We start from the raw sequence: 26,986 nt of genomic DNA, 5'->3' as shown, positions 1-26,986 counted from the left end.
AAGAGAATTATCTATAATGATGATAAATAAAGTAGTCCAGGCATGTAATTTTATTATTTTTGGTGCAAAAGGTGATTTAGCACGCCGAAAATTATTACCTTCCTTATATCAATTAGAAAAAATGTGTTATATACATCCTAATACTCGTATAATAGGAATTGGTAGAGCTGAATGGGATTCAATTTCTTATATAAGAGTAGTTAAAGAATCATTAGAAAATTTTTTGAATGAAAAAATTGATCCTCATTTATGGAAAAAATTAAGTAATCGTTTAGATTTTTTTAATTTAGATATTTATGATTTAAATAAATTTAATTTATTAGCCAAATATCTTGAGGGGGATAGTAAACCCACTATATATTATTTTGCCATCTCTTCAACAACTTTTAGTGCTGTTTGCCATGGATTAGGACACGCTGGGCTTAATAAAAAAAATAACCGTATTGTTATGGAAAAACCATTAGGCAGTGATCTTGCATCATTCAAAGAAATAAATGATGTAGTTGCTAAATATTTCAAAGAAAGCCAAATTTATCGTATTGATCATTATTTAGGAAAGGAAACAGTATTAAATCTATTATCATTACGTTTTGCTAATGCATTGTTTATTAATAACTGGGATTATCGAATAATTGATCATGTCCAAATTACCGTTGCTGAAGAAGTTGGTATAGAAGGACGTTGGAGTTATTTTGATCAAACAGGACAATTACGTGATATGGTTCAAAATCATTTACTACAAATACTAACTATAATTGCTATGTCTCCACCAAATGATTTAACAGCAGATCGTATACGAGACGAAAAAGTAAAAATACTACGTTCATTGCGTCGTATTGATTATAGTAATATTAATGAAAAAACAGTCAGAGGACAGTATATTTCAGGTTTTATACAGGGAAAAAAAGTTGCAGGCTATCTTGCTGAAGAAGGAGCTAATAAATTCAGTAAAACAGAAACTTTTGTAGCTATAAGAGTTGATATTGACAATTGGCGTTGGACTGGTGTACCATTTTATTTAAGAACAGGAAAAAGATTAAAAGCAAAATACTCCGAAGTAGTAATTTATTTTAAAAATATATCTCTAAATATTTTTTCTGATTTTATTCAAACTCTTCCACAAAATAAATTAACTATTCGATTGCAATTTAATGCAGGAATAGATCTTGAAATTTTAAATAAAGCACCAGGTGTTGAACATAAACATCATCTACAAAAAACAAAATTAAATCTAAGTTTTTCAGAAATCAATAAGAAAATTTATTTAGATGATGCATATGAACGATTATTATTAGAAATAATGAAAGGGATACAAGCACTTTTTGTTCGTAGAGATGAAATAGAAGAAGCTTGGAAATGGGTCGATTCTATCATGGAAGCATGGGCAAAGGATAACGAACCTTTAAAAACATATCAAGCAGGTACATTAGGTCCAATTGCTTCTGATTTAATGATCATTAAAGATGGGCGATCTTGGAATGATTTTTAAATACTTAATAAAATTTTAGTAAATAATATTTTAAAATATTGTGAATTTTATATTTGATAATTAATGTATAATTGAAATTTAATTTCAATAGAAAAATAATTCTAAATAATAAATTTTAACTATCAAATAATTGCTTTTTAAAAAAAATACTAACATAGTAACTATTTGATATGACTTATTAAAGATTAATAATATGGATGCTCGTATATTAGCAATTGATACAACTAGTGAATCTTGCTCTGTTGCAATTTGGTCTAATGGAATAGTATTTACTAGATTTTTTCTAGTATCACGAAATCATGAAAAAAAAATACTGCCTATGATAAGACAATGCCTTATTGATGCTAATTTAGATCTACAACATATTGATGCTTTAGCTTTTGGTTGTGGTCCAGGTAATTTTACTGGTGTTAGAATTGCTGCTGGTGTTGCCCAAGGGCTATCTTTTGGAGTAAATTTACCAATTATAAAAATTTCTTCCTTATTAACTATGTCACAAGGGGCTTATCGGAAATTAAATAAAAAAAAGGTATTGGTAGCTATAGATGCAAAAATAAAAGAAGTTTATTTTGCTTTTTATGAACTGCAATCAGACGGTTATTGGTATGGTGAAAATACTGAATCAATTATTAAAATTGAACAATTTTTAACTAAAATAAATAAATTAAATGATAATTGGGCTATAGCTGGTAATGCTTGGTTATCATATCCTATATTGATGGATAAAAAATTAAATTTATTAAAAAGTGATATTTTTATGCCTTATGCAAAAGATATGTTAGTTTTAGCTCTGCAGAAATTAGAAAGTGGTGAAATAATTTACTCTGAAAAAGCTTGGCCGATTTATATACGTAATAAATTTACTTAGAAAAAGCATAAAATATTTAATTTTTGATATATTTAAACAAATATTAAATATTTAAAATTAATTATACATATAAATTTATTTTTTTAATATAAATTTATTAACATAAAAAAGTAATTTTTAATTCTTATGCTGGATATTATCCAACCTTTAGCTTATGAAAATTAAGGTATTATTAAAAATAAAAATTGAATAATAATATACATTAAAATAATATTACTTTTATATCTAATAATGTAAATTACTACATCAAAATAGTGTTTTAATTAGTATTATTAAATATATATTTAATTAATAAGATATTCTATCTCGAATTATATTTTTTAAACAATCTATATGATTAGTAATATAGTTAATATTAAATTATTAAATTGCATAACTTTTATTATGTTTAATGAAAAACTTTGATTTTATATAAAAATCATCTTAGTATTTATTTAACTTATTAAATATAAAATATATATAACTATTTTTTATGTATTTTCACCACTTTCCGGTATAATAATATTAAATTCTAAAACTGCGATATCGTCATCTTTTTGTTCAAATTGTACAGTAAGCATTTTTGGATCAATTTGAATATATTTGCAAATTACATTTAAAACATCTCGTTTCATTGCTGGTATATAATCTGGAGTACATTCATGACGTTTTCTTTCAGCTACAATAATTTGTAATCTTTCTTTAGCCATATCAGCAGTTGATTTTTTTTTCGATAGAAAAAAATTTAATAAGGTCATTTTTATCACCTAAATAAACGTTTTAAAAAACTTTTTTTTTCTTTTTCAATAAAGCGAATTGTACAACTTTTACCTAAAATTCGATCAACACAGTCGCTATATGCTCTTCCTGCATTAGATTTAGAATCTAAAATAATAGGCTCACCTTGATTTGAAGAACGTAAAACAGATTGATCTTCAGGTATTACACCAATAAGTGGGATACATAAGATTTCAAGTACATCTGTTATGCTTAACATATCACCATGACGTACACGATATGGATCATAACGAGTTAGCAGTAGCTGTTCTTTAATCGGTTCTTCTCCACATTCAGCGCGTCTCGATTTTGATGCAATAATTCCTAGAATACGATCTGAGTCTCTTACAGAAGAAATTTCAGGATTAGTAGTAATAATTGCTTCATCAGCGAAATAAAGTGCCATTAAAGCACCATTTTCAATACCAGCAGGTGAATCGCATATAATAAACTCAAAATTCAATATTTTTAGATCATTTAATACTTTTTCAACACCTTCACGTGTTAATGCACTTTTATCACGTGTTTGTGAAGCTGGAAGTATATAAAGATTTTTAGTTTTTTTATCTTTAATAATAGCCTGACTAAGTATCACATCTCCTTGTATTACATTTATAAAATCATATACTACACGACGTTCACATCCCATAATTAAATCTAAATTTCTTAGTCCGATATCAAAATCTATCACAATAGTTTTTTTCCCTCTTTGTGCTAAACCAGTAGCAATAGCTGCACTAGAAGTTGTTTTCCCTACACCACCTTTGCCTGAAGTTATAACAATAATACGTACCATAAATCTTATTCCTATATAAGATATTAATCTAAATAATATTAGAAATTGTCAATTTGTTATTTGTTAAACGTAATCTAGCTGCCTTCCCAGTAAAATATGTAGGAATTTGTTCACTTAACCAAAACTGGCCAGCAATAGAAACTAATTCAGCTTGTAAATTGATGCAGTAAATTTCACAATTATTGTCTCCAGATGCACCTGCAAGTACTTTACCACGCATCATACCATAAATATGTATATTACCATCAGCAATTAATTCAGCACCAGCACTAACATTGGCATTAACAATTAAATCACAATTAGCAGCATACACTCGTTGCCCAGAACGAACATGGGCAGTGATAATATTTGTTTTACTATACTCAGTAGTATTTGTATTACTATTTTTTTTATTATATAACTTTCTATTTTGATCTTCACTAAGCAATAAAGGTAATCCAATATCAGTAATTAATTGTCGTAATTTAGTATTAGTACATCCACTAATACCAACTATTTTTAAACCTGTATTAGTAATAATTCTATAACAAGATAGAATACTATTGACATTTAAAATACCATTAACATTTAAGATAATAGGAGCATTCTTCAAAAATGTAGGTGCTTGATCAATTTTTTCCTGAATAGCTTTTTTAATAACTTCAGGATCTTCATTATATATATGAAGAACTGTAAGAGTAAAATTACTACCTTTTAATTCAATTAATGATTCTGTCATTTGTATATAAATAAAAATATTAAAATGAAATATTGTGAAATTTTGGATAAAAATATTAGCAATATATAATAATTTCCATGATTATTTATAATAAAAAATTAAAATGTTATTTATTAAATTGATTGTTTATAATTTAAAGAATTTGAAACTATAATTTTTGAATATTATTTAATTTTTATATATATTTTATACCATCAAAATATCATCATAAAAGCATTAATATAATTTAGTAGATTATTTTATGTATTGCTAATCCATTAAAATAAAAACATTAATCAAAATTCTTATATCAAATTATTTTTCTATGGTAAAGTTTTTTAATATTATTAAATATTTTATAATTAATATTTTAGATCAATTATATAAAATAAATTTTACTTTCTAAAATATAATTTCATTATAAATTTTTAAACAATATTTTTGTTCTTTGTTTTCTTTTTTTTATTATTTTGATATTTAATATATAAAAAAATAAATATACCTGGTATATAAAGTATAATAGATAAAAGTAAATTTATTATCCCTGCCGCATATAGTAACCATAAACTATATAAGCTTGTCATTATACCAAAAATAAATAATACTTTTTTATTATCCTTAATTGATATTTTACTTAAGAAAGCTCCTAATATAAAGTAGGGAATTAGAATCATTTCTGTGGCTATTGTTAATAAAATATTATAATTACTAACACTTAACCAAATTAATATTAATGATAATTGTATAGAAATATTTGTAAATAAAAGAGATACTGAAGGTGTGTTATTTTTATTTTTATATTTAAATATTTGAGGAAATGCACCATATAATGCAGCAATATAAGGAATTTCTATCGTCATAATTATCCAACTTAAATAAGCACCAAAAACAGAAAGAATTAAACCTACTGAAATGATGATTTTTCCATAATTACCGATCATATTAATCATAAGTGATAACATAGATGGATTTTTCATTCCAGCAAGTTCAGATCTATAAACAATTCCTAAAGGGAGTAAGGTGATTAATACATAAATACTTAAAGCTAAAATAACAGCAAGTACTGTTGCTATACCAATATCCTTCCTTCTTTGAGCTTGAGCTGAAACTACTATAGCACCTTCAATACCAATAAATACCCATAAGGTGATCAACATACTATTTTTAACTTGTTGCCAAATAGATATACCCATTTTTACACCACTAAAATCAAATTGAAATATATCTTTTTTAAAGCTAACAAATGCTAAAATAATAAATAAACTTAATGGAATTAATTTAGCTACAGTTATTAATTTATTAATTTTAGAAGCAAGATGAGTACCTCTTAGTACTAAGCAGTGCATAATCCATAGCAAAATAGATTCAACTATTATAGCTTGCCAAGTATTTCCATCACCAAAAATTACACGATCTGATTGATCCGTAAAAAAACTAAAGGTTGCAAAAACTATAACTAAATAGGAAACATTAGCAATAATAGAACATAACCAATAACCCCATGCAGAACAAAATCCAACTAATTCACCAAAACCTTCCTTAGCATAAGTATAAATTCCTCCATCTAAACTTGGTTTAACCCGTGAGAGTAATAATAATGATATTGCAATAAATAAAACACCTATACCTGTGATACTCCAACATATAATAAGTGCTAATGGGCTAGCTACTTCGGCTATATTTTGGGGTAAACTAAAAGCACCTGCCCCAACCATTGAACTTAATACTAACGTAGTTAAAGAAGTTAAATTTAATTTTTTTTTCAAAAAAAATCCTAAATATATTTAATGTCATAATAAAATTATTGATTATTTTATATCACTTTAAATTAAATTAAATCTAATAAAAAAATCAATAAATAATAAAAAAATTAATAAATAAATACTATTTTATTAAAAACGAATTTAAAATTTATAAAATAAATAATTACTATAAATATTCATTATTCGTTTATCAAATTATTTTAATATAAATTATTTTATAATATATTAATTTAGAATTTTTTATTTTATTGTTACTGAACAAGTATATTTTATAATTGAAAATTAATTAAATAATTTCAATATATTAAAAAATAATATAGCTTTACTTACTACTAATATTAGTACTATTACATAGTAACAATTAATTAATATAATTATTTATTAAAAATTTAAATTTTTTATTATTTACAATATAATATTACTATTAATAATTTAATAATTAGTATATATTAATTCATAGAATTTTTTCTTGATAGAAAGAATAAATAACAAAACATAAAATAAAATAAGTTGTTAAAAAATAAAATTTTGATATAACATTGAATGTTAATTTAATTAAATTAATTAATAGAAGGAAATAATAAAATGTCTTTATTAAATACAGAAATTAAACCTTTTCAAAATACTGCATTTAAAAATGGAAAGTTTATTAAAATATCTGAAAATGATATCAAGGGTCATTGGAGTGTTTTTTTCTTTTATCCTGCCGATTTTACATTTGTTTGCCCAACAGAATTAGGTGATTTAGCTGATTACTATGAACAATTTCAAAAATTAGGTGTTGAAATTTACTCTATTTCAACAGATACTCATTTTAGTCATAAAGAGTGGTATAGTAATTCAAACACAATTCGTAAAATTCAATACACTATGATTTCTGATTCAGATTGGACATTGACACGTAATTTTGAAGTGATGTGTGAATATAAAAAAAATGATGAAAAAAAAGAATTAGGGTTAGCAGAACGTGGTACATTTATTATTGATCCAAATGGTATTATTCAAGGTATTGAAATTACTGCTGAAGGTATTGGAAGAGATTCATCAGATTTACTACGTAAAATTAAAGCAGCACAATATATTGCAAGTCATCCAGGAGAAGTTTGTCCTGCTAAATGGAGAGATGGTGAACCCACATTATCACCTTCGATTGATCTGGTTGGAAAAATTTAATTAATTTTTATAAAATTATCCCTATATAGTTGTAATTATCTATTCTTATTGAAGATATTTATTTATATAAATATGGCTGGTAATTTGATTAGTAATAAGATTACTTATTATTATTCTTTGAAGCAATAAGAATAATATTCTTAAAATTAATAGAAATAATTTTAATGTATTTTAATATACGTTAAGTAGTTTTTAATTATTTTCTCATGCCCGGATAGCTCAGTCGGTAGAGCAGAGGACTGAAAATCCTTGTGTCGGTGGTTCGATTCCGCCTTCGGGCATGAAAAGTATTTCATATACTATATATGAAATAACATATTGATCTTAATATATTTATATGCTATATAATATCAGATATATGTAACTATACATACAAAATATAATACAAATATATATGTAAAATAATTTATAATTATCACATTTAAGCTGAAGAGTTAACGACTACGGAAAATAATTCTACCTTTACTTAAATCATATGGTGTTAACTCTACAGTTACTTTATCTCCCATTAAAATACGAATGTAATTTTTGCGCATTTTGCCAGATATATGTGCGGTAATTATATGACCATTTTCTAATTCAACTCTAAACATAGTATTTGGTAAAGTATCTATTACTATACCTTGCATTTCAATATTATCTTCTTTAACCATTTCATCCTCTTAATTAAGCAAAATATTTTTTAAAATTAATTTTTTCAAAAAGCCTTTCATAAAAAAAGCAAAATACTTTAAATAATCATTATCTTTAATAAAAATTATACCATTGAGTTATAATTGAGTGATATAAAGTATATTAATATTGTAAGCAGTTATATAAAATATTTTATTATAAAAATAACAAAATATTTTTGTAAAAATACTTACTTACATACTTGTTTATTATTAATTTAATATCGTTTTATTTTGATAATATTTTAAATAACGATTTTTTAATTTTAATAATTCTTCATAGGTCGTTTGTTTAATAATTTTTCCTTCATCCATTATATATATATTATTCATATTTTCTAATCCATGTAAGCGATGTGTAATAAATAATAAAGTTTTATCGTTACAGTAATCTTGTAATTGCATGATTATATGTTTTTCAGTTTTAATATCTAATCCTTCAGTAGGTTCATCTAATAATATTAATGGTGCATCACAAAGCATAGCTCTTGCAATGCCTAATCGTTGTTTTTCACCTCCTGATAGTTGCCTACCACCTTCTCCAATCCAACTATTTAATCCTTTATTGTTGCTTAAACTATATAAACCAACTTTATTTAATACTTTTATCAAAAAAGTATCTTTCAAATTATCTTTTGCAATTAAAAGATTATTACGTAAAGTATCACTAAAAATATGTATTCTCTGTGGTACTACAGCAATAAGGTTACGCAATGTTTTTTCATCATAAAGCTGAATTGGAATATCATTGATCAAAATTTTACCAGAATTAACATCCCATGCACGAGTTAATAATTGTAATAACGTAGATTTACCGCAACCAGTTTTACCTAATAGTGCAATATGTTCACCAATTTTGATTGTAAAAGATATATTTTGTAATGCTGGTTTTATTTGTTTAGGATAGCTAAAATATATTTTTTGTATTTTGATTTCTACTTTATTACTTATTATTTGTTCTGCAATTGGAAATCTAATGATTGGTTTTTGATTAATTAATTCCATTAATCTATTTATAGAAGTAATTACTTCCCCTAAATATTGAAAAGCAATAGCAAATGATCCTAAAACTTCAAATATAGCTAAAACAGAAAAAATAAATAGTGCTATAAGTGATTTAAATTGATTTTGATTATCAAACGCATCTGCTCCTATCCAAATTACTAAAATTATAGAAAAACCAGAAAAAAAAATCATAATAGATTGAGCTAATGTAGTTAAGTTAAATTGCTGTTCTTGTCTTTTCAATAAATTGTATTCCAAATTAGTTAATATTTTTCGAAAACGATTAAATGCACCAAAAATAGTTAACTCTGCTTGTGATTGAATAATATTAATTAAGCAAGTACGATATTTACTACGTAATATAGTTAAATCGTAACCAATAGATTTTCCTAAATTATAAAAAAATATAGGTAAATGAATAATCAAACAAAGCATAATTATGCTTAATATAAAAGTTAAAAGCATATTTAATCTACTTAAAAAAAAAGTAAAAAGAATAATAATAATGAAATTGCTTAATATTGGAGAAAATACCCGTAAATATAAATGATCAATAACTTTGACATCAGTTACTAAACGATTAAAAATATCTCCTTTATCATAATATGAAATACCACTAGATGATAACTGCAATAAATTTTGAAATATAAAAATTCTTAAATATGTTAATATTCGAAAAGTTGTATCATGATTAATTATTCGTTCAGCATAACGACTAGTTGTACGTATAATAGATAAACCACGAATACCGGCTGCGGGTAACATATAATTAAAGGTATATAGCCCACTGGGGCCAATTAGTGCTGTTCCAATTAATAACCAACCTGATATGATCAATAGTATTATATTAGCCAATGTAGTTATAATATTTAATATTATTCCAATATTAAGTCTTATCCAGTGACGAGAATACATCATAACAAAAGGAACTAGTATAACCATTATACCTCCCTAAAATAATAATTAAGTAATTGATTAAATAATCCTTTACTTTGAATCAAAGTATTATAATCACCCTGTTCAATAATCAAGCCATTAGACATAACCCATATTTGATCATATTTATTTACTTCATCTAATAAATGGGTAATCATTAATGTTGTTTGTTTAGTAGCTTGTTTATTAATTACATTCATAATACTTTGTTCACTTTTCATATCAAGGCTTGCCACAGGTTCATCTAATAAAAGCAAATGACATGGTTTTAGCAGTGCACGGGCAATAGCAATTTTTTGAACCTGACCTACAGACAAGTAGGTAGCATTTTCTCCAATTTCAGTATTAATACCTTCTGATAGATATTTAGTAAATTCAGTAATATAGGCATTTTCTATAACAGTATTTATTGCAAGTGATGATGCTTTTGATGAAGAAAGACATATATTATCAATAATAGTTTTTTCAGGTAAATTAGGATTTTGTCCTATCCAACTAAGTTGTTCTCGCCAATTAATTATATCTATATTTCTTAGTTCAATTCCATTAACTGTCAATGAACCAATATAAGGTAAAAATCCCAATAGAACATTTAATAGTGAACTTTTTCCAGAACCACTATGTCCTACTATAGCAATACGTTGATTTGGTAATATAGTAAAATTTAATGGACCAACTAAATGAACATTATCATGAGAAAAAATTTCTAAATTTTTTGCAACAATCATTAATGATTGTATCATAGGAATTTTTTGAATGATTTGCGCATTAGGTAATTTTTTTTCTACACTGGTTAATAATGTAAATAAAGTATCTGCTGCACCAATTGCTGTTGCTTTAGCATGATAATAAATACCCAAATCACGTAGTGGTTTAAAAAATTCAGGTGCTAATATTAATACTAAAAAACCAGAAAAAAGCGTAATTGGCATTCCATAACTGCCAAAATGTAATTTACCTAAATAAGAAAAACTAAAATAAACAGCAACTAACGCTATTGAAATAGATGTAAAAAATTCCAATACTGCTGAAGAAAGAAAAGCAATTCGTAAAACATCCATATTTTTTTTACGAAACTCTTCTGTAACTTTTTTAATATCTAGTATTTCTTTTTCAGCACGAAAAAAAATTCTTAAAGTATCTAGACCACGTAACCGATCAAGAAATCTACCACCTAATCTAGATAATATAATAAAATTTTTATGATTAATATCAGCAGCCCCCATCCCAATTAATATCATAAACAATGGAATCAAAGGTGCTGTTATAAATAAAATTACCCCAGCTACCCAATTAATTGGAATAATGCCAACTAAAATAATAATTGGTATTATTATGGCTAAGTACATTTGAGGTAAATATCGTGCATAATAATCTTGTATATCATCAATTTGCTCTAATATAATTGTTGACCAACTACCACTAGGTTTATGTTTAACCCAAATAGGACCTAATTCATCAAACTTATTTAAAACTACACTACGAATATTTTTTCGAATAATTTTACCACAAATAAATCCAACTCTTTCTCGTATAAAATATATTATAGATCTAAAAATAAATACACAAATTAATAATATAAATTGAATTAATAATTGTTCTCTTGATTGATTATATACGATCAATGATTGTAAAATATCAGCTAAAACCCACACTTGGGCAACAATTAATATACCACTAATTATTCCTAATAAAACAGATAAATATATCCATTTTTTTACTATTATTGATTGTTGTTTTAGCCATTTAATTAATTTAATTTGTTTTTGTTTATTCATTAATCATTCTATATTTTAAGTAATTAGCAAAATTATTAAAAATAATAAAAATTATTATATAACTTAAATGTTTATTTTATTTTGGTTTATCTCATCTAAATAACGTTCTGCATCAATAGCAGCCATACAACCAGTGCCAGCTGAAGTAATAGCTTGACGATATACATGGTCTATAACATCACCAGCTGCAAAAACACCCTTAACTGAAGTTTGAGTTGCATTACCTTCAGTTCCTGATTTCACTTTAATATAGCCATTATCTAATGCTAATTGATTAATAAAAATATTTGTATTTGGAGTATGTCCTATAGCAATAAACACACCAGTAACATTTAATGTTTCTATCTTGTCATTTTTAGTGGAACGTAAACTAATTCCAGTAACACCACTATTATTTCCTAATATTTCATCTAATACAAAATTAATATGTAATATTATATTGCCATTTCTTACTTTTTCCATCATACGTTGGATAAGAATTTTTTCTGCTTTAAATATTTCTCGTCGATGAATAATATGAACTTCTCTAGCAATATTAGACAAGTAGAGTGCTTCTTCAATAGTAGTATTTCCCCCACCAACTACAGCTACTTTTTGTTTACGATAAAAAAATCCATCACACGTAGCACAAGTTGAAACACCACGACCTTTAAAATATTCTTCAGAAGGTAATCCTAAACAACGAGCTGAAGCCCCAGTAGCAATAATAAGTGCATCACAGCTATATATTCCATTATCTCCAGTTAATTGAAATGGACGATTATATAAATTAACTTTATAAATATGATCATGTATAATATTTTTTTCAACTATAAATTTTTTAGTATGTTGCAACATCCGATCCATTAATATAGGGCCCATTAATTTTTTATGATCACCAGGCCAATTTTCAATTTCAGTAGTTAAAATTAATTGACCTCCTTGTTGAAATCCAGTAATTAATATAGGATTAAGATTTGCTCTAGCAGCATAAATAGCTGCAGTATAACCAGCTGGTCCAGATCCTAAAATAATAATTGAACTATGATTGATAATTTTCATTTATTCTCCATATAATTAGAATATTAATATATTTATTAATAATTAATATATTTATTAATAATTGTAATTAGTAAAACATGTGTTTTCAAAAAAAATATTTTTTAAGTTATTAACTTTAATTAATATTAATATTTTAATAATATAAGTATATGGCATTAAGAAATAATTTGTAATATTAATTATTTGATAATAATATTATATTAATAATATTTAGTATTCATATAATTATAATTTACTATAAAAAATTCTGAAAAATGGAATTTATAGTTATAGAATTGTTAGATAATTTCATTATATATACCTTTAATTTTAACAATAAATATTATAAAAATAAGGATAATTGATTAATGAAAAAAATAATAATATTAATATTATTAATAATAAGTTTTTTTACTACACAAGTATCTGCCTTAACTGCTTCTGTTGAACTTCAAAAACGATTAAATAAAATTAATAGTTTTTACGCAACTTTTATACAAAAAGTAATAAGTATTGATGGTGATTTAATTAATCAAAGCAAAGGTCATTTATGGTTGAAACGCCCAAATTTATTTAATTGGCATATATTTTCACCAGATAAGTATTGGTTAATTTCTGATGGTACTAATCTATGGTTTTATAATCCTTCAATTAAACAAGTTACTGTAACTTGTTTAAGTTCAGCAATAACTAATACTCCTTTTATATTGATAATCCGTAATAATAAAGAAGATTGGAAACGTTATCAAATTAGTCAAAACGGGGATAATTTTTTATTGATAGATAAAGAAAACAAAGGAAATTTAAAAGATTTTTCAATTACTATCGAACCAAATGGAACTATTCAGAAGTTTATAATGACAGAACAGTATGGTCAAATAAATTTTTTTCAACTAAAAACCCATTTATCAAGTTATATCAATGATAATAAATTTAAATTTATTCCACCAAATAATGTATCTATTGATAATCAAAAGTAAAAAGTAATAAATAATATATTATTTTATATATACTTTTTTATGCTAAACACTAAATATTATCTATATTAATCACTAATTAAATTAATCAGAGACTGACTTAGTTATAAAAAATATAATGAATATTACAATTAACTATATTATTAATAATTTATAATAACTCTTAATATAAAAAAATAATTAATATTTTATAGATTTTCAGTTGCTATTATATTTTTCATATGAAAAAATAAAGCATATTTTTCATAAAAACTATATCTAATTATATTATAAATACTATTAATTTATATTATAAATACTATTAATTACGCATTTTATATTGAATAAACACTATTAAATTTAAACACAAGAAAATGAAAAAAAATTATTTTCTCTATTATTTTATTTTAAAACATTTAATAAAAACAATACTAATAAATATTAGGTCAAAATGTTAGACCCAAAATTACTACGTAATAAATTAAGTTTTATTATACAAAAGCTAGCTCATAGAGGTTTCATTTTTGATTCTAATTACTTATGTAAATTAGAAAAGGAAAGAAAATATTTACAAATTAAAACAGAATCCTTGAAAGCAAAAAGAAACTCATATTCGAAAATAATTCGTGATTTAAAAGCACACGGTGAAAATATTAATATATTACGCAAAGAAGTTAATCAATTAACTGATGAATTACATAAAATTGAAAATGAATTGATAAGAATACAAAATAATATATTTAATATATCTGTAAAATTACCTAATTTACCAGATGAAAGTGTACCTATAGGAAAAGATGAAAATAATAATATTGAAATAAGTCGTTGGGGCGAACCATATCAATTTAATTTTGATATTAAAGATCATGTAGAATTAGGTGAATTCGTTAATGGTCTAGATTTTCCTTCTGCTGTAAAAATTACAGGATCTCGTTTTGTAATAATGAAAGGACAAATTGCACGGTTACATCGTGCTTTAATACAATTTATGTTAAATTTACACACAGAATATAATGGTTATACAGAAACTTATGTTCCTTATTTAGTAAATAACACTACATTATATGGAACTGGGCAATTACCAAAATTTAGTGAAGAACTTTTCTATGTTCAAAATATAAAAGAACAATTAATAAATCAACAATATGCATTGATACCAACAGCTGAAGTACCACTCATTAATTTATTTCGTAATGAAATTTTAGCAATTGAAAGACTGCCAATACGCCTAACAGCACATACCTCATGTTTTCGTTCAGAAGCAGGTGCTTATGGACGTGACACACGAGGTTTAATTCGTATGCATCAATTTGATAAAGTTGAATTAATACAAATAGTAGAACCAACAAAATCAATGTCTGCACTAGAAGAATTAACAGGTCATGCAGAAAAAGTATTACAATTATTAAAACTTCCTTATAGGAAAATGGTTTTATGTACTGGTGATATGGGATTTGCATCTTGTAAAACATATGATCTAGAGGTATGGTTGCCATCACAAAAAAGTTATCGTGAGGTTTCTTCATGTTCAAATACCTGTGATTTTCAAGCACGTCGCATGCAAACTCGTTTTCGGAATTATAAAAATAACAAAAAACCACAATTTGTACATACTTTAAATGGTTCAGGTTTAGCTGTTGGTCGTACTCTAGTAGCTATTATGGAAAATTATCAACAAATAGATGGTAGAATTAAAATTCCTAAAGTTTTGCATCCATATATGAATGGCTTAAAATATATTAGTTAATATTATAAAATACAATTTAAATATTTTCTAATATTTAAATTGTATAAATATCATTAGGATAAATTTTAATTTAAGAAAAGTTATTTAATATTTTACTTTTTCATTATTTAAATAACTTAATTTCATTATAGATATAAATACTATTAAATTTATGTTTTATATATTTCCATTATGATAAACATATTGTACATCATCAAAATTTTCTAGCGTATCTATTAAACGTAAAAAATTATCTACAATATTAGTATTTAAATTTATTTTAATTAATGGAATCATAGTCAATTTTGTAGATATAGCATGAAAACCTAATAAATCTAATTTTTGTAATATACTACTAAATGTTTCAAATTTAGTATATACATCCACTAAACCATTATCATAAGATTTAACATCTTCTGCATTAGCATTTAATGCCCCATCTATTAATTTATCTTCGTAAATATCTTTGTATGATATTACACCACATTTAACAAATAAATAAGAAACTGAACCATTAGTTCCTAAATTACCTCCATATTTAGTAAAAGAATAACGTATATTAGAAACTGTACGATTGCGATTATCACTTAAACATTCAACAATAATAGCTGTTCCACCTGGTCCATATCCTTCGTAAATAATAGTCTCAAGATTATCATTTCCATCATTACCGATACCACGAGAAATTGCTCTATTTAAAGTATATCTAGGTATATTATTAGATAATGCTCTATCAATTGCTGATCTTAATCTTGGATTTGATGCGGAATCACTACCACCTAACCGAGCGGCTATTACTAGTTCACGAATAATTTTAGTAAAAACTTTACCTCGTTTATTATCCTGTGCAGCTTTACGATGTTTAATATTAGTCCATTTACTATGACCAGACATGAAATATCCCCTAAAATATATATCTTAAAATTATTTCATAATAAACTCTTTAATTGCTTGACTATTACTCCAAGACTTAGTCAATGCAGCCGCCTGATAGGCAGGTAACCAACAAAATTTTAGATGCTCTTTCAAAGAAATTTTTTGTTTATATGGTAATGATAAAGAAAACCAATATTCCTTACATTTAGTTATACCAGGAGCATAACGATAAAGATTATAAAAAAATATATCAAAATAAATACTTCTCTGTAAATCAACTAATATTAAATTTTGTTTTATAATATCAATACCTATTTCTTCTTTTACTTCACGTAATGCTGCTTCTCTTGGTGTTTCATTATCCTCAAGACTACCAGTAACTGATTGCCAAAAATAAATATCATCAAATCTTTGCAATAATAATACTTGTTTACTTGATTTAATATAAATTATCACTAATACTGATTCTGCTTTTTTATATTTCATATTACTTAACTTAAATAAAAGTTACTCCTAATTCTTGTAATGTATTAGAATTAATTATATTTGGTGCATTAGTCATTAAACATGATGCAGTATTAGTTTTAGGAAAAGCAATGACATCACGAATATTTTCTGTTTCTGTTAGCAACATTACTATTCTATCTAAACCAAAAGCTAAACCAGCATGAGGTGGTGTTCCATATTGTAATGCTTCTAATAAGAAGCCGAATTTTTCTTCCTGTTCTGATTTACTAATATTAAGAATTTCAAAAATAGTTTGTTGTATTTTATTATTATGAATACGAACTGATCCACCACCAATTTCACAACCATTTATTATTATATCATAAGAATTAGCAATAGCATTTAAAGGATTATCTTGTAATTGTTTAAAATTTAAATTTTTTGGAGCAGTAAAAGGATGATGAAAAGCCTGAAGCTCACCATTTTCATTTTCTTTAAACATTGGAAAATCAATTATCCATAATGGTTTCCAAGAATTATTTTGTGTAATAGCTAAATCTTGACCTACTTTTAAACGTAATGCTCCCATCATATTATTAATGATATTTTGTTTACCTGAACCAAATAATAAAATATCACCTGATTTAGCTTTCGTACGTATTAATAAATGATCAATTACTTGTTGTGGTAAAACTTTAGCAATTGGACTATAAGTATCAATATAACCTTTAATTAACGAATTAATTTTCATCCAATAAAATTCTTTTATGCCATAATTAGTAACAAATTTAGCATAAATATCCAATTGTTTACTTGTTAATTTTGCCCCACCTGGCACACAAAGTGCAACTACTCGTCCTTTAGGATCATTAGCAGGATCAGAAAATACTGTAAATGGAACTGAGTTCACTAAATCGGCAATATCAATTAATTTTAATGGATTACGTAAATCTGGCTTGTCTGATCCATAATATTGCATAGCTTTAGAAAAAGTCATTATTGGAAAAGTACCTAAATGAACTCCTTTATTTTCTTTCCACAAATTACAAATTAAACGCTCCATCAATTCACGAACTTGTATTGCAGTCATAAAAGATGTTTCTACATCTACTTGCGTAAATTCAGGTTGACGATCAAGGCGTAAATCTTCATCACGAAAACACTTTACTATTTGATAATAACGATCAAAACCAGCAATCATTAATAATTGTTTAAAAATTTGAGGTGATTGTGGAAGAGCAAAACATTTGCCATTATGAATACGACTTGGAATAAGATAATCACGAGCTCCTTCTGGTGTTGCTTTAGTTAATATCGGAGTTTCAATGTCAATAAAACCTTCAGAATCCATAAAACGACGTATAAAACTAGTAATTTTTGCTCGTTGTTTTAAACAATTTATCATTTTTTCATTTCTTAAATCAAGATAACGATACTTTAATCTGATTTCATCAGAATTTTGTTGATGACTGTCTATAGGTAATGGTTTAGAACTATTAATAATCTTTAATTTATCTGCAATAACTTCAATATAACCTGTGGTTATTTCTTTATTTATTTGTTTTCGTTTTTGTACTACACCTCTTATTTGGATACAAAATTCATTGCGTAACTGTGAAGCCTGAATAAAAAGTTCAGCATGTAATTCTCGCATAAATACAACTTGCACTAAACCTTCACGATCTCTCATATCTATAAAAATTATTTTTCCTAAATTACGATAACTATTAACCCATCCACAAAGAGTCACTTTTCGTTTAACATGCATAATACTTAATTGCCCACAATAACATGTTCGCATAATTTATATCCTTTTATTTATAATACTACATTGATAAACATAGTTTATAAATATTTATAGTTTAATATTTATTAATTAAATTTTATTTCTTTTTATATAAATATTTTTGTATATTAAATACACAGTTTAATATAAATAAATAATTATTTTTGCAAATTTAAATTTATTAAAATATTTTAACATTAATCTTCTAATAATTTTTATTAATTACAATATAAAATATTTAATTCACGTAAGTACTATTTAAATATATTCCTATATAGCTATTAATGTAATTAATTATAATAACTATAAATCTAATATTATAGATACTTATCTCCTATTATAATATTTTAATTAATCAATTTAGTATATTTTACATTTATATATAATTGAATATGTTTTTGAAAGATAGGTTATTAACCAAACCAATAATTAATTTAGGCGACTGGCAATTTGATAAAAAAGTTGTTGAAGTTTTTCCCGATATGATTAGAAGATCTATTCCTGGTTATTCAAATATAATTACTATGATTGGTATTTTAGTAACTCAATATGTTACACCTAACAGCATTATTTATGATTTAGGTTGTTCATTAGGTACAGTTACTTTATCCATACTACGTAATATTAGAGTAAATAATTGTAAAATTATTGCAATTGATAATTCAGCTGCAATGATTAAGCATTGTAAGAGATTTATTAATAAATATAGAAAAAATACTTCTGGAATAAATACTACAGTTGAAATTATTAAAGGCAATTTAATAGATATTAACATAGAAAATGCCTCAATGGTGATATTAAATTTTACACTGCAATTTATTTCTCCATCACTTAGACAACAATTAATTAATCGTATTTATCAAGGCATGAATCCAGGAGGCATTTTAATGCTATCTGAAAAATTTAATTTTGAAAATCAAAAGATTAATTCATTACTTTTTAAAATGCATTATAATTTCAAACGTGCCAATGGATATAGTGAATTGGAAATTCATCAAAAATATAATATGTTAAAAAATATCATGTTACCTGATTCAATTGATACTCATAAATTACGCTTCAAAACAGCAGGTTTTAATAATTATGATTTATGGTTTCAATGTTTTAACTTTGGTTCATTAATAGCTATTAAGGATTAAATAAAAATGATAGATTTTAATTATTTCTACAAACAAATTGCAGTTAGCTCATTAAGTAATTGGTTAGAAGTCTTACCAAATCAAATTAAGCAATGGAAAAAAAATACCAAATGCCACCAATTCAAAAATTGGCAAAAAATAGTGCAAAATTTACCATGCATAACGCCAAGTAATTTAGATTTAAAAACTGGAGTTATTGCTAAAAATATGAATAACCAATTTATAAAAAAAAAGCAATGGATTATCCAATTGTTAAAAAAATTAACACCATGGCGTAAAGGACCATTTGATATTTATGATATCAATATTGATTGTGAATGGCGTTCTGATTGGAAATGGAACCGTATTTCCCCTCATATATCACCATTAATGAATAAAAAAGTACTTGATGTAGGATGTGGTAATGGTTATTTTATGTGGAGAATGATTGGTGAAGGAGCAAAAATAGTTATTGGTATAGATCCTTCACAATTATTTTTGCATCAATTTGAGGCAATACGAAAATTAATTGGAAATAATCAAAAATTACATTTATTACCACTAAAAATTGAACAATTACCAAAATTAAGTGCTTTTGATACTGTATTTTCAATGGGCGTATTATATCATTGTCGTTCACCATTAGATCATATTTGTCAATTAAAAAATCAATTAATATCAGGTGGAGAATTAGTACTTGAAAGTTTAGTTATTTTAGGAAATGAAAGTCAATGTCTAATACCACATAATAGTTATGCTAAAATGCGTAATATTTATTTTATTCCATCAGCAGAAATGATTAAATTATGGTTAGAAAAATGTGGCTTTTACGATGTGTGTATAATTGATCAAACAGTAACAACAATACAAGAACAAAGAAAAACAACATGGATGGAAGGTGAATCATTAGAAAATTTTCTTAATCCTAATAATATTAACTTTACAATTGAAGGATATCCAGCTCCTTTACGTGCAGTTTTAATTGCAAAAAATAAATAATATAATACATGAAATTATACAAATATTACTGTTACTTTTAAATTAAATTCAGAAAGATTATTAATCATAAACTCTAATATATATTATTTTTAATAATATATATTATAAATATCCTTATAATTATAGTATTTTGATATTTTAAAATAATTTTATATAAAGTTATTATTCATATAATAAAATATTTAGTGTATTTTAGATTAAATATTGTTTTTTATTATAAGTTTTAATTATTCTTAATAGATATCTTAATATTACTAATAATTATATCATATAAATATCAATTTTTTTAAAAAAACTAAGCAGTATTAATTTAGTTTGTATTTTTAATTTATGAATTAATATTATTTTTTAGCATAAAGATGCTATCAGATAACTCTTTTATATACATAAAATTTTTATAAAATAAATTTGAAAAAAGTTATTTAGTTGTTTTTTTATGTATAAAAATACAACTATCAAATAGTTAATAACTATTTGATTTATTTTAAATATAATAAATAGTATATTAATATTATATATATCATGAAGGTATTTAAGTGAATATTCAAGATTTTATTTCACAAAAAGTTAGTAATGCATTAATTACCGTAGGAGCCCCTAAAAATACTAAATGGCAAGTAAGCACTGCAAGAAGAGCTGAATTTGGTGATTATCAAGTTAATGGTATTATATCTATAGCAAAAAGCATTGGAATTTCTCCACGTGAATTAAGTAAAAAAATATTACCATTGTTAAAATTAACAGATATTGCTAGTAAAATTGAATTATCAGGAGCTGGTTTTATTAATATTTTTTTAAATAAACAATGGATATCTAAACAAATTGAATTCATTTTAAAAAATGAACAATTAGTTATTAAACAAATGAATCCAAAAACCATTATCATTGATTATTCAGCTCCTAATATTGCAAAACAAATGCATGTCGGCCATTTACGTTCTACTATAATTGGTGATTCTATTGCAAGAATATTAGAGTTTTTAGGCCATAAAGTAATACGTGCCAACCACATCGGGGATTGGGGGACTCATTTTGGTATGTTAATTGCATATTTAGAAAAAAATAAAAAAAACTACACAAGTGATATAATTTTATCTGATATTGAAACATTTTATCGTCAAGCTAAAAAACATTACGATGAGGATGAGGATTTTGCAAAACTATCTCGTCATTATGTAGTTAAATTACAATCCGGGGATAAACACTGTAAAGAAATATGGCGTAAATTAGTCAATATTAGCATAAATAAAAATCAACAAATTTATCATCGTTTAAATGTCACATTAACTAAAAAAGATATAATGAGTGAGAGTTTTTATAATCATATGTTACCAGATATTGTAACTGATTTAATGAGTAAAGGATTAGCAATTAATAATAATGGTGCTATTGTTGTATATCTAAATGAATTTAAAAACAAAAATGGTGATGCCATGGGTGTAATTATTAAAAAAAAAGATGGAGGATATTTATATACAACAACAGATATTGCTTGTGCAAAATATCGTTATGAAACATTACATGCTGATCGTATAATATATTATACAGATTCAAGACAACATCAACACCTTATGCAAGTTTGGGCTATTGTGCGTAAAGCAGGTTATATCCCTGAAAAAGTATCATTAGAACATCATATGTTAGGTATGATGTTAGATAAAAATGGTAAGCCTTTTAAAACACGTGATGGAGGTACAATTAGATTAATAGATTTGCTTGATGAAGCAGTTGATAGAGCAAGTAAACTTATTAGATCTAAAAATCTATCTATGCCAGAAAATAAATTACAATTGATAATCCAATCGATTGCTGTTGGGGCGATAAAATATGCTGATTTATCAAAAAAACGTACAACTAATTATATTTTTGATTGGGATAAAATGTTATCTTTTGAAGGCAATACCGCTCCTTATATACAATATGCTTATACTAGAATTGTCTCACTTTTAAAAAAAGAAAAAATTAATTTAATTGACATAAATGAATCAATTGTTTTAACAAATGAATATGAAAAAAAATTAGCTATACGTTTATTACAATTTGAAGAAACAATACTAACTGTTGCTTGCGAAGGGTTACCACATATTATGTGTTCTTATTTATATAAGTTAGCTGGATTATTTTCTAGTTTTTATGAATATTGTCCAATCTTAAATGCTGAAAATAATATATTAAAATGTAGTCGCTTAAAACTTGCGATTTTAACTAAAAAAACATTAAAAATTGGTTTAAAATTATTAGGCATAAATACAATAGAAAGAATGTAATTCATTAATTAATGTATTAATTTTATATAACTAAGATTAAACAAAATTATAAAAATATAATTTTTAAATGATTTTAAACTAATTTATATAATTATATTTACTATACTCATTCTAAATTACAAAATATGTACTGATTTTTATATATAATTTAAATCTAAATAAAATAAATTATTTTAGCAATTTTAAATATCTTTAAAATCTACATTAAATATTATAACTTAATTAAATTTAAGTTATTAATATTTTGATATTAACTTAATAGAAATATTTAAATTACATTGAAATATTGTTTTATTAAAAATTATGTTTTAAATTAAAACAAATTACAATTAACTAAATATTTTTAATATATACCATAAAATTTTTGTTTGGAGAATTTGCTATGAACAATAAAATTATTCACTTTTCTGATGAAGATTTTAATATAAAAATCTTGAATGAAACAAAACCAATATTAATTGATTTTTGGGCAGAATGGTGTAATCCTTGTAAAATGATTACCCCTATTTTAAGCGAAATTGCTGATGAATATAAATCTCAATTAATAGTTGGAAAATTAAATATAGATAAAAATCCTAAAACAGCAACTAAATATAATATTCGTAGTATTCCTACACTAATACTTTTTAAAAACTCTGAAGAAATTAGTAGACAAGTTGGTCTTCTATCTAAAACACAACTAAAAGAATTTTTAGATAAAAATATTTAATTTACTTACAAAGTATAAATAATAGACGTTTAATGCTTTAGATTTATACGATTTATTCAAACATCTATTTTATCTAATTTATAACTAGACGAGTCCTTCTAATCATGATAAATTACAATAATTAATACATATACTAATTTTAATTAGTAATATATTTTGTTATGTTGTATATATATATTATTTAGTATACAATCTATGCTATATGAATATAATGATTTATATTACTTAAATTCAAATATATAATATTTCAAATAATTATGTTTATTTATTTCTAGTGATGTTACTTATGTTTTTTAGAAAACATTTACAAATAAAAATTACCTAAATTATCATTAGAAATAAATCTCTGATTTTTGCATTTTTACTGCATAGCAATATTATTTAAATTAATATGATAAAAATTGATTTTTTATATAGATATATGTTTTAATAAAATTAAATGTTTTATTAAAAATAGTTAATGTGTTGTTATTATATTTAATATAATACTTTATTATTACTGTTTGTTTGTATAGTCAAAATATAATTCTAGTTTAAGAACCCACCATTATGAATCTTACCAAATTTAAAAATACGCTAGTATCTGAGTTAATAATTCTTGGCGAAAGTATGGGGTTAGAAAACTTAGCACGAATGAGAAAACAAGATATTATCTTTTCAATTTTAAAACAACATGCGAAAAGTGGAGAAGATATTTTTGGAGATGGCGTGCTAGAAATTTTGCAGGATGGATTTGGATTTTTACGTTCTGCTGATAGCTCTTATCTAGCAGGTCCTGATGATATTTATGTTTCTCCTAGTCAAATTAGGAGGTTTAATTTACGTACTGGAGATACTATATCAGGAAAAATTCGCCCCCCTAAAGAAGGAGAACGATACTTTGCACTATTAAAGGTAAATGAAGTGAATTTTGATAAACCTGAAAATGCACGCAATAAAATATTATTTGAAAATCTAACCCCACTACATGCTAATAATCGTTTACGTATGGAGAGGGGTAATGGATCTACTGAAGATTTAACAGCTAGGGTCTTAGATTTATCAGCACCTATTGGACGAGGACAAAGAGGTTTAATTGTAGCACCACCAAAAGCAGGTAAAACAATGTTATTGCAAAATATTGCAGCTAATGTTACGAATAATTACCCAGATTGCGTATTAATGGTATTATTAATTGATGAACGTCCAGAAGAAGTAACAGAAATGCAGCGCTTAGTTAAAGGGGAAGTTATTGCATCAACATTTGATGAACCTGCATCTCGTCATGTCCAAGTGTCTGAAATGGTAATAGAAAAAGCAAAAAGATTAGTGGAACATAAAAAAGATGTAATAATCTTATTGGATTCTATTACACGTCTTGCACGTGCGTACAATACAGTAGTTCCTTCTTCTGGAAAAGTATTAACTGGTGGAGTAGATGCAAATGCATTGCATCGCCCAAAACGGTTTTTTGGTGCTGCACGTAATGTAGAAGAAGGTGGTAGCCTTACAATAATTGCTACGGCATTAGTTGATACAGGTTCAAAAATGGATGAAGTTATATACGAAGAATTTAAAGGTACTGGTAATATGGAATTACATTTATCACGTAAAATAGCTGAAAAACGTGTTTTCCCTGCAATTGATTATAACCGTTCAGGTACTCGTAAAGAAGAATTATTAACATTGCCAGATGAATTACAAAAAATGTGGATATTACGTAAAATTATTCATCCTATGGGGGATATTGATGCAATGGAATTTTTAATTAATAAATTAGCTATGACTAAAAGAAATGATGAATTTTTTGAATTTATGAAAAGGTCTTAAATAAGTATTCATTTTATTAACAATAAAACGTCATATAAAGTGACGTTTTATTTTTTTAATTAGATTTTCTTAATGTTATTTAATTTTCAAATATTAAATAGTTGATTACTTATGTAATAAGTTATCTTAATAATATACGTTAACTTAATAAAAATTATAATATATGCATATAAATCAATGCATGAGATTTTTATAAAAATTAAAAGAGATAATATAGTGTATATACTAAATATAGTTGCAGATATTTTTTTAGTTTTTTTGTTTTCTGTAAACATTTTATTTATTACTAGAAAATTAGCTAAAAAATTTGGTTTAGTAGATGAACCTAATCATCGTAAAAAACATCATGGAGAAATTCCGTTAGTTGGTGGTATTGTTATTTTTTTTAGTATCAATTTAGCATTTATAATTACAAATGAATATATTCCAAGAAAATGGTTATATTTATTTTGCGCTGGTATCTTAGTATTTATTGGAATATTAGATGATCGTTTTGATATTAGTGTAAAATTTAGAGCGATAATTCAAGTAATCATTACTTTTATCATGATTTTTTTTGCTGAACTAAAACTAAATAATTTAGGTTATGCTTTAGGTCCATATCAAATAACATTGGGTTATTTAAGCTATTTTACGACTTTATTCGCTGTTTTAGGAATAGTTAATGCTTTTAACATGATTGATGGTATTGATGGTCTTCTTGGTGGTGTATCTTGTGTATCTTTCACTAGTTTAGGTATTTTATTTTATCAAAACGGTAATATGGCATTAACTTTTTGGTGTTTTTCTGTTATTGCAGCCATTATTCCTTATATTTTCTTAAATTTAGGCTTATTAGGGAGTCGCTATAAAGTTTTTATGGGAGATTCAGGTAGCACATTAATTGGGTTTACCATTATTTGGTTGCTTTTGATGTCTACTCAAGATGCCAAATATACAATTAAACCTGTTACTGCCCTATGGACTATAGCCATTCCTTTAATGGATATGATTACAACTATGTACAGAAGATTGCGTAAAGGAATCAGTCCATTTTCTCCAGATAGACAACATATTCATCATTTAATTATGCGCTCAGGTTTTACAGAAAATCAAGCTTTAATCTTGATTACTCTAGCAGCAACTATTTTAGCAGCAATAGGCATGCTAGGTGAACAATCTAAATTTATTCCTGAATGGATTATGTTTATGTTATTTATATTCACCTTTTTTATTTATGTATACGTTATTAAACGTATTTGGAAAATAGCTCATTTTATAAAAAAATTAAATATTGTGGCAAAACACAATCAAAATAAATATTAAAATTTTTTGTAGTAATATAAATAATAAAATAAATCC

The 26,986-nt window shown here is 24.8% G+C and carries 22 protein-coding genes and 1 tRNA gene; 12 read left to right on the top strand and 11 right to left on the bottom strand.

Annotated features, from left to right (window positions below; translation table 11 throughout):
* The first annotated feature begins 16 nt into the window (after positions 1–16).
* Positions 17–1,489, top strand: coding sequence for a glucose-6-phosphate dehydrogenase (gene zwf / locus AUT07_RS03340; protein WP_066284110.1), 1,473 nt, complete (start codon positions 17–19; stop codon positions 1,487–1,489).
* A gap of 193 nt (positions 1,490–1,682) precedes the next feature.
* Positions 1,683–2,357, top strand: a complete 675-nt coding sequence (gene tsaB, locus AUT07_RS03335) for a tRNA (adenosine(37)-N6)-threonylcarbamoyltransferase complex dimerization subunit type 1 TsaB (protein ID WP_066284109.1) — start codon at positions 1,683–1,685, stop codon at positions 2,355–2,357.
* Between the two features lie 470 nt (positions 2,358–2,827).
* Here the strand turns inward: tsaB and minE are convergent, their stop codons facing one another.
* The 4 genes from minE to AUT07_RS03315 form a co-directional block, all read right to left on the bottom strand.
* Positions 2,828–3,094, bottom strand: a complete 267-nt coding sequence (minE, locus tag AUT07_RS03330) for a cell division topological specificity factor MinE (RefSeq protein ID WP_066284103.1) — start codon at positions 3,092–3,094, stop codon at positions 2,828–2,830.
* A gap of 5 nt (positions 3,095–3,099) precedes the next feature.
* Positions 3,100–3,909 carry a septum site-determining protein MinD gene (gene minD, locus AUT07_RS03325; protein WP_066284101.1) on the bottom strand — a complete coding sequence of 270 codons (810 nt, stop codon included), beginning with the start codon at positions 3,907–3,909 and terminating at the stop codon, positions 3,100–3,102.
* A 28-nt stretch (positions 3,910–3,937) separates the two neighbouring features.
* Complete coding sequence (gene minC, locus AUT07_RS03320; RefSeq protein ID WP_066284098.1) at positions 3,938–4,627, bottom strand: septum site-determining protein MinC; 690 nt, start codon at positions 4,625–4,627, stop codon at positions 3,938–3,940.
* A 407-nt stretch (positions 4,628–5,034) separates the two neighbouring features.
* Complete coding sequence (locus tag AUT07_RS03315) at positions 5,035–6,372, bottom strand: basic amino acid/polyamine antiporter (protein WP_066284096.1); 1,338 nt, start codon at positions 6,370–6,372, stop codon at positions 5,035–5,037.
* A 582-nt stretch (positions 6,373–6,954) separates the two neighbouring features.
* Between AUT07_RS03315 and ahpC the strand changes: the two genes are divergently transcribed.
* Together ahpC and AUT07_RS03305 are read left to right on the top strand one after the other, a co-directional pair.
* Entirely contained in the window at positions 6,955–7,542 is a 588-nt protein-coding gene (ahpC, locus tag AUT07_RS03310) for an alkyl hydroperoxide reductase subunit C (protein ID WP_066284094.1), read from the top strand.
* Positions 7,543–7,750: 208 nt separating this feature from the next.
* A tRNA-Phe gene (locus AUT07_RS03305) sits at positions 7,751–7,823 on the top strand.
* Between the two features lie 153 nt (positions 7,824–7,976).
* Here the strand turns inward: AUT07_RS03305 and infA are convergent.
* From infA to trxB, 4 genes are all read right to left on the bottom strand, one after another.
* Positions 7,977–8,195, bottom strand: a complete 219-nt coding sequence (gene infA / locus AUT07_RS03300; protein WP_066284091.1) for a translation initiation factor IF-1 — start codon at positions 8,193–8,195, stop codon at positions 7,977–7,979.
* 231 nt (positions 8,196–8,426) lie between these two features.
* Positions 8,427–10,160 (bottom strand): heme ABC transporter ATP-binding protein/permease CydC, encoded by a 1,734-nt coding sequence (cydC, locus tag AUT07_RS03295; RefSeq protein ID WP_066284089.1) that lies wholly within the window; start codon positions 10,158–10,160, stop codon positions 8,427–8,429.
* Positions 10,160–11,932, bottom strand: a complete 1,773-nt coding sequence (cydD, locus tag AUT07_RS03290) for a heme ABC transporter permease/ATP-binding protein CydD (RefSeq protein WP_066284087.1) — start codon at positions 11,930–11,932, stop codon at positions 10,160–10,162. Before cydD ends, cydC begins: the two co-directional genes overlap by 1 nt.
* A gap of 63 nt (positions 11,933–11,995) precedes the next feature.
* A complete protein-coding gene (gene trxB / locus AUT07_RS03285) occupies positions 11,996–12,973 on the bottom strand; it encodes a thioredoxin-disulfide reductase (RefSeq protein WP_066284082.1) in 978 nt (325 codons plus the stop codon).
* Positions 12,974–13,320: 347 nt separating this feature from the next.
* Between trxB and lolA the strand changes: the two genes are divergently transcribed.
* Entirely contained in the window at positions 13,321–13,932 is a 612-nt protein-coding gene (gene lolA, locus AUT07_RS03280; RefSeq protein ID WP_066284076.1) for an outer membrane lipoprotein periplasmic chaperone LolA, read from the top strand.
* 427 nt (positions 13,933–14,359) lie between these two features.
* Positions 14,360–15,655 (top strand): serine--tRNA ligase, encoded by a 1,296-nt coding sequence (serS, locus tag AUT07_RS03275; protein ID WP_066284075.1) that lies wholly within the window; start codon positions 14,360–14,362, stop codon positions 15,653–15,655.
* A gap of 156 nt (positions 15,656–15,811) precedes the next feature.
* Here serS and AUT07_RS03270 read toward each other — a convergent pair whose 3' ends face one another.
* From AUT07_RS03270 to aspS, 3 genes are read right to left on the bottom strand one after another with little or no spacing between them, the layout of a single operon-like run.
* Complete coding sequence (locus AUT07_RS03270) at positions 15,812–16,528, bottom strand: YebC/PmpR family DNA-binding transcriptional regulator (protein ID WP_066284072.1); 717 nt, start codon at positions 16,526–16,528, stop codon at positions 15,812–15,814.
* Positions 16,529–16,558: 30 nt separating this feature from the next.
* Positions 16,559–16,996: a dihydroneopterin triphosphate diphosphatase gene (gene nudB / locus AUT07_RS03265; protein ID WP_066284071.1), complete on the bottom strand. Its 438-nt coding sequence runs from the start codon at positions 16,994–16,996 to the stop codon at positions 16,559–16,561.
* Between the two features lie 10 nt (positions 16,997–17,006).
* Positions 17,007–18,758, bottom strand: coding sequence for an aspartate--tRNA ligase (aspS, locus tag AUT07_RS03260; protein WP_066284070.1), 1,752 nt, complete (start codon positions 18,756–18,758; stop codon positions 17,007–17,009).
* A gap of 377 nt (positions 18,759–19,135) precedes the next feature.
* On the opposite strand from aspS, the gene cmoA reads away from it, so the two are divergent.
* The 6 genes from cmoA (at position 19,136) to wecA (ending at position 26,950) form a co-directional block, all read left to right on the top strand.
* Positions 19,136–19,882 carry a carboxy-S-adenosyl-L-methionine synthase CmoA gene (cmoA, locus tag AUT07_RS03255; protein ID WP_066284061.1) on the top strand — a complete coding sequence of 249 codons (747 nt, stop codon included), beginning with the start codon at positions 19,136–19,138 and terminating at the stop codon, positions 19,880–19,882.
* 6 nt (positions 19,883–19,888) lie between these two features.
* Complete coding sequence (cmoB, locus tag AUT07_RS03250) at positions 19,889–20,860, top strand: tRNA 5-methoxyuridine(34)/uridine 5-oxyacetic acid(34) synthase CmoB (protein ID WP_066284057.1); 972 nt, start codon at positions 19,889–19,891, stop codon at positions 20,858–20,860.
* 536 nt (positions 20,861–21,396) lie between these two features.
* Positions 21,397–23,127 carry an arginine--tRNA ligase gene (argS, locus tag AUT07_RS03245; RefSeq protein ID WP_066284050.1) on the top strand — a complete coding sequence of 577 codons (1,731 nt, stop codon included), beginning with the start codon at positions 21,397–21,399 and terminating at the stop codon, positions 23,125–23,127.
* A gap of 382 nt (positions 23,128–23,509) precedes the next feature.
* Positions 23,510–23,836 carry a thioredoxin TrxA gene (gene trxA / locus AUT07_RS03240; RefSeq protein ID WP_066284048.1) on the top strand — a complete coding sequence of 109 codons (327 nt, stop codon included), beginning with the start codon at positions 23,510–23,512 and terminating at the stop codon, positions 23,834–23,836.
* A gap of 549 nt (positions 23,837–24,385) precedes the next feature.
* Positions 24,386–25,645, top strand: coding sequence for a transcription termination factor Rho (rho, locus tag AUT07_RS03235; RefSeq protein WP_066284046.1), 1,260 nt, complete (start codon positions 24,386–24,388; stop codon positions 25,643–25,645).
* Positions 25,646–25,861: 216 nt separating this feature from the next.
* Complete coding sequence (wecA, locus tag AUT07_RS03230) at positions 25,862–26,950, top strand: UDP-N-acetylglucosamine--undecaprenyl-phosphate N-acetylglucosaminephosphotransferase (protein ID WP_066284212.1); 1,089 nt, start codon at positions 25,862–25,864, stop codon at positions 26,948–26,950.
* Positions 26,951–26,986: the final 36 nt, after the last annotated feature.

It is taken from the genome of Candidatus Arsenophonus lipoptenae, from assembly GCF_001534665.1.
Classification (GTDB): domain Bacteria; phylum Pseudomonadota; class Gammaproteobacteria; order Enterobacterales; family Enterobacteriaceae; genus Arsenophonus; species Arsenophonus lipoptenae.
Note: the sequence above shows the minus strand (reverse complement) of the source record. Positions and strands in the feature narration are given on the sequence as shown.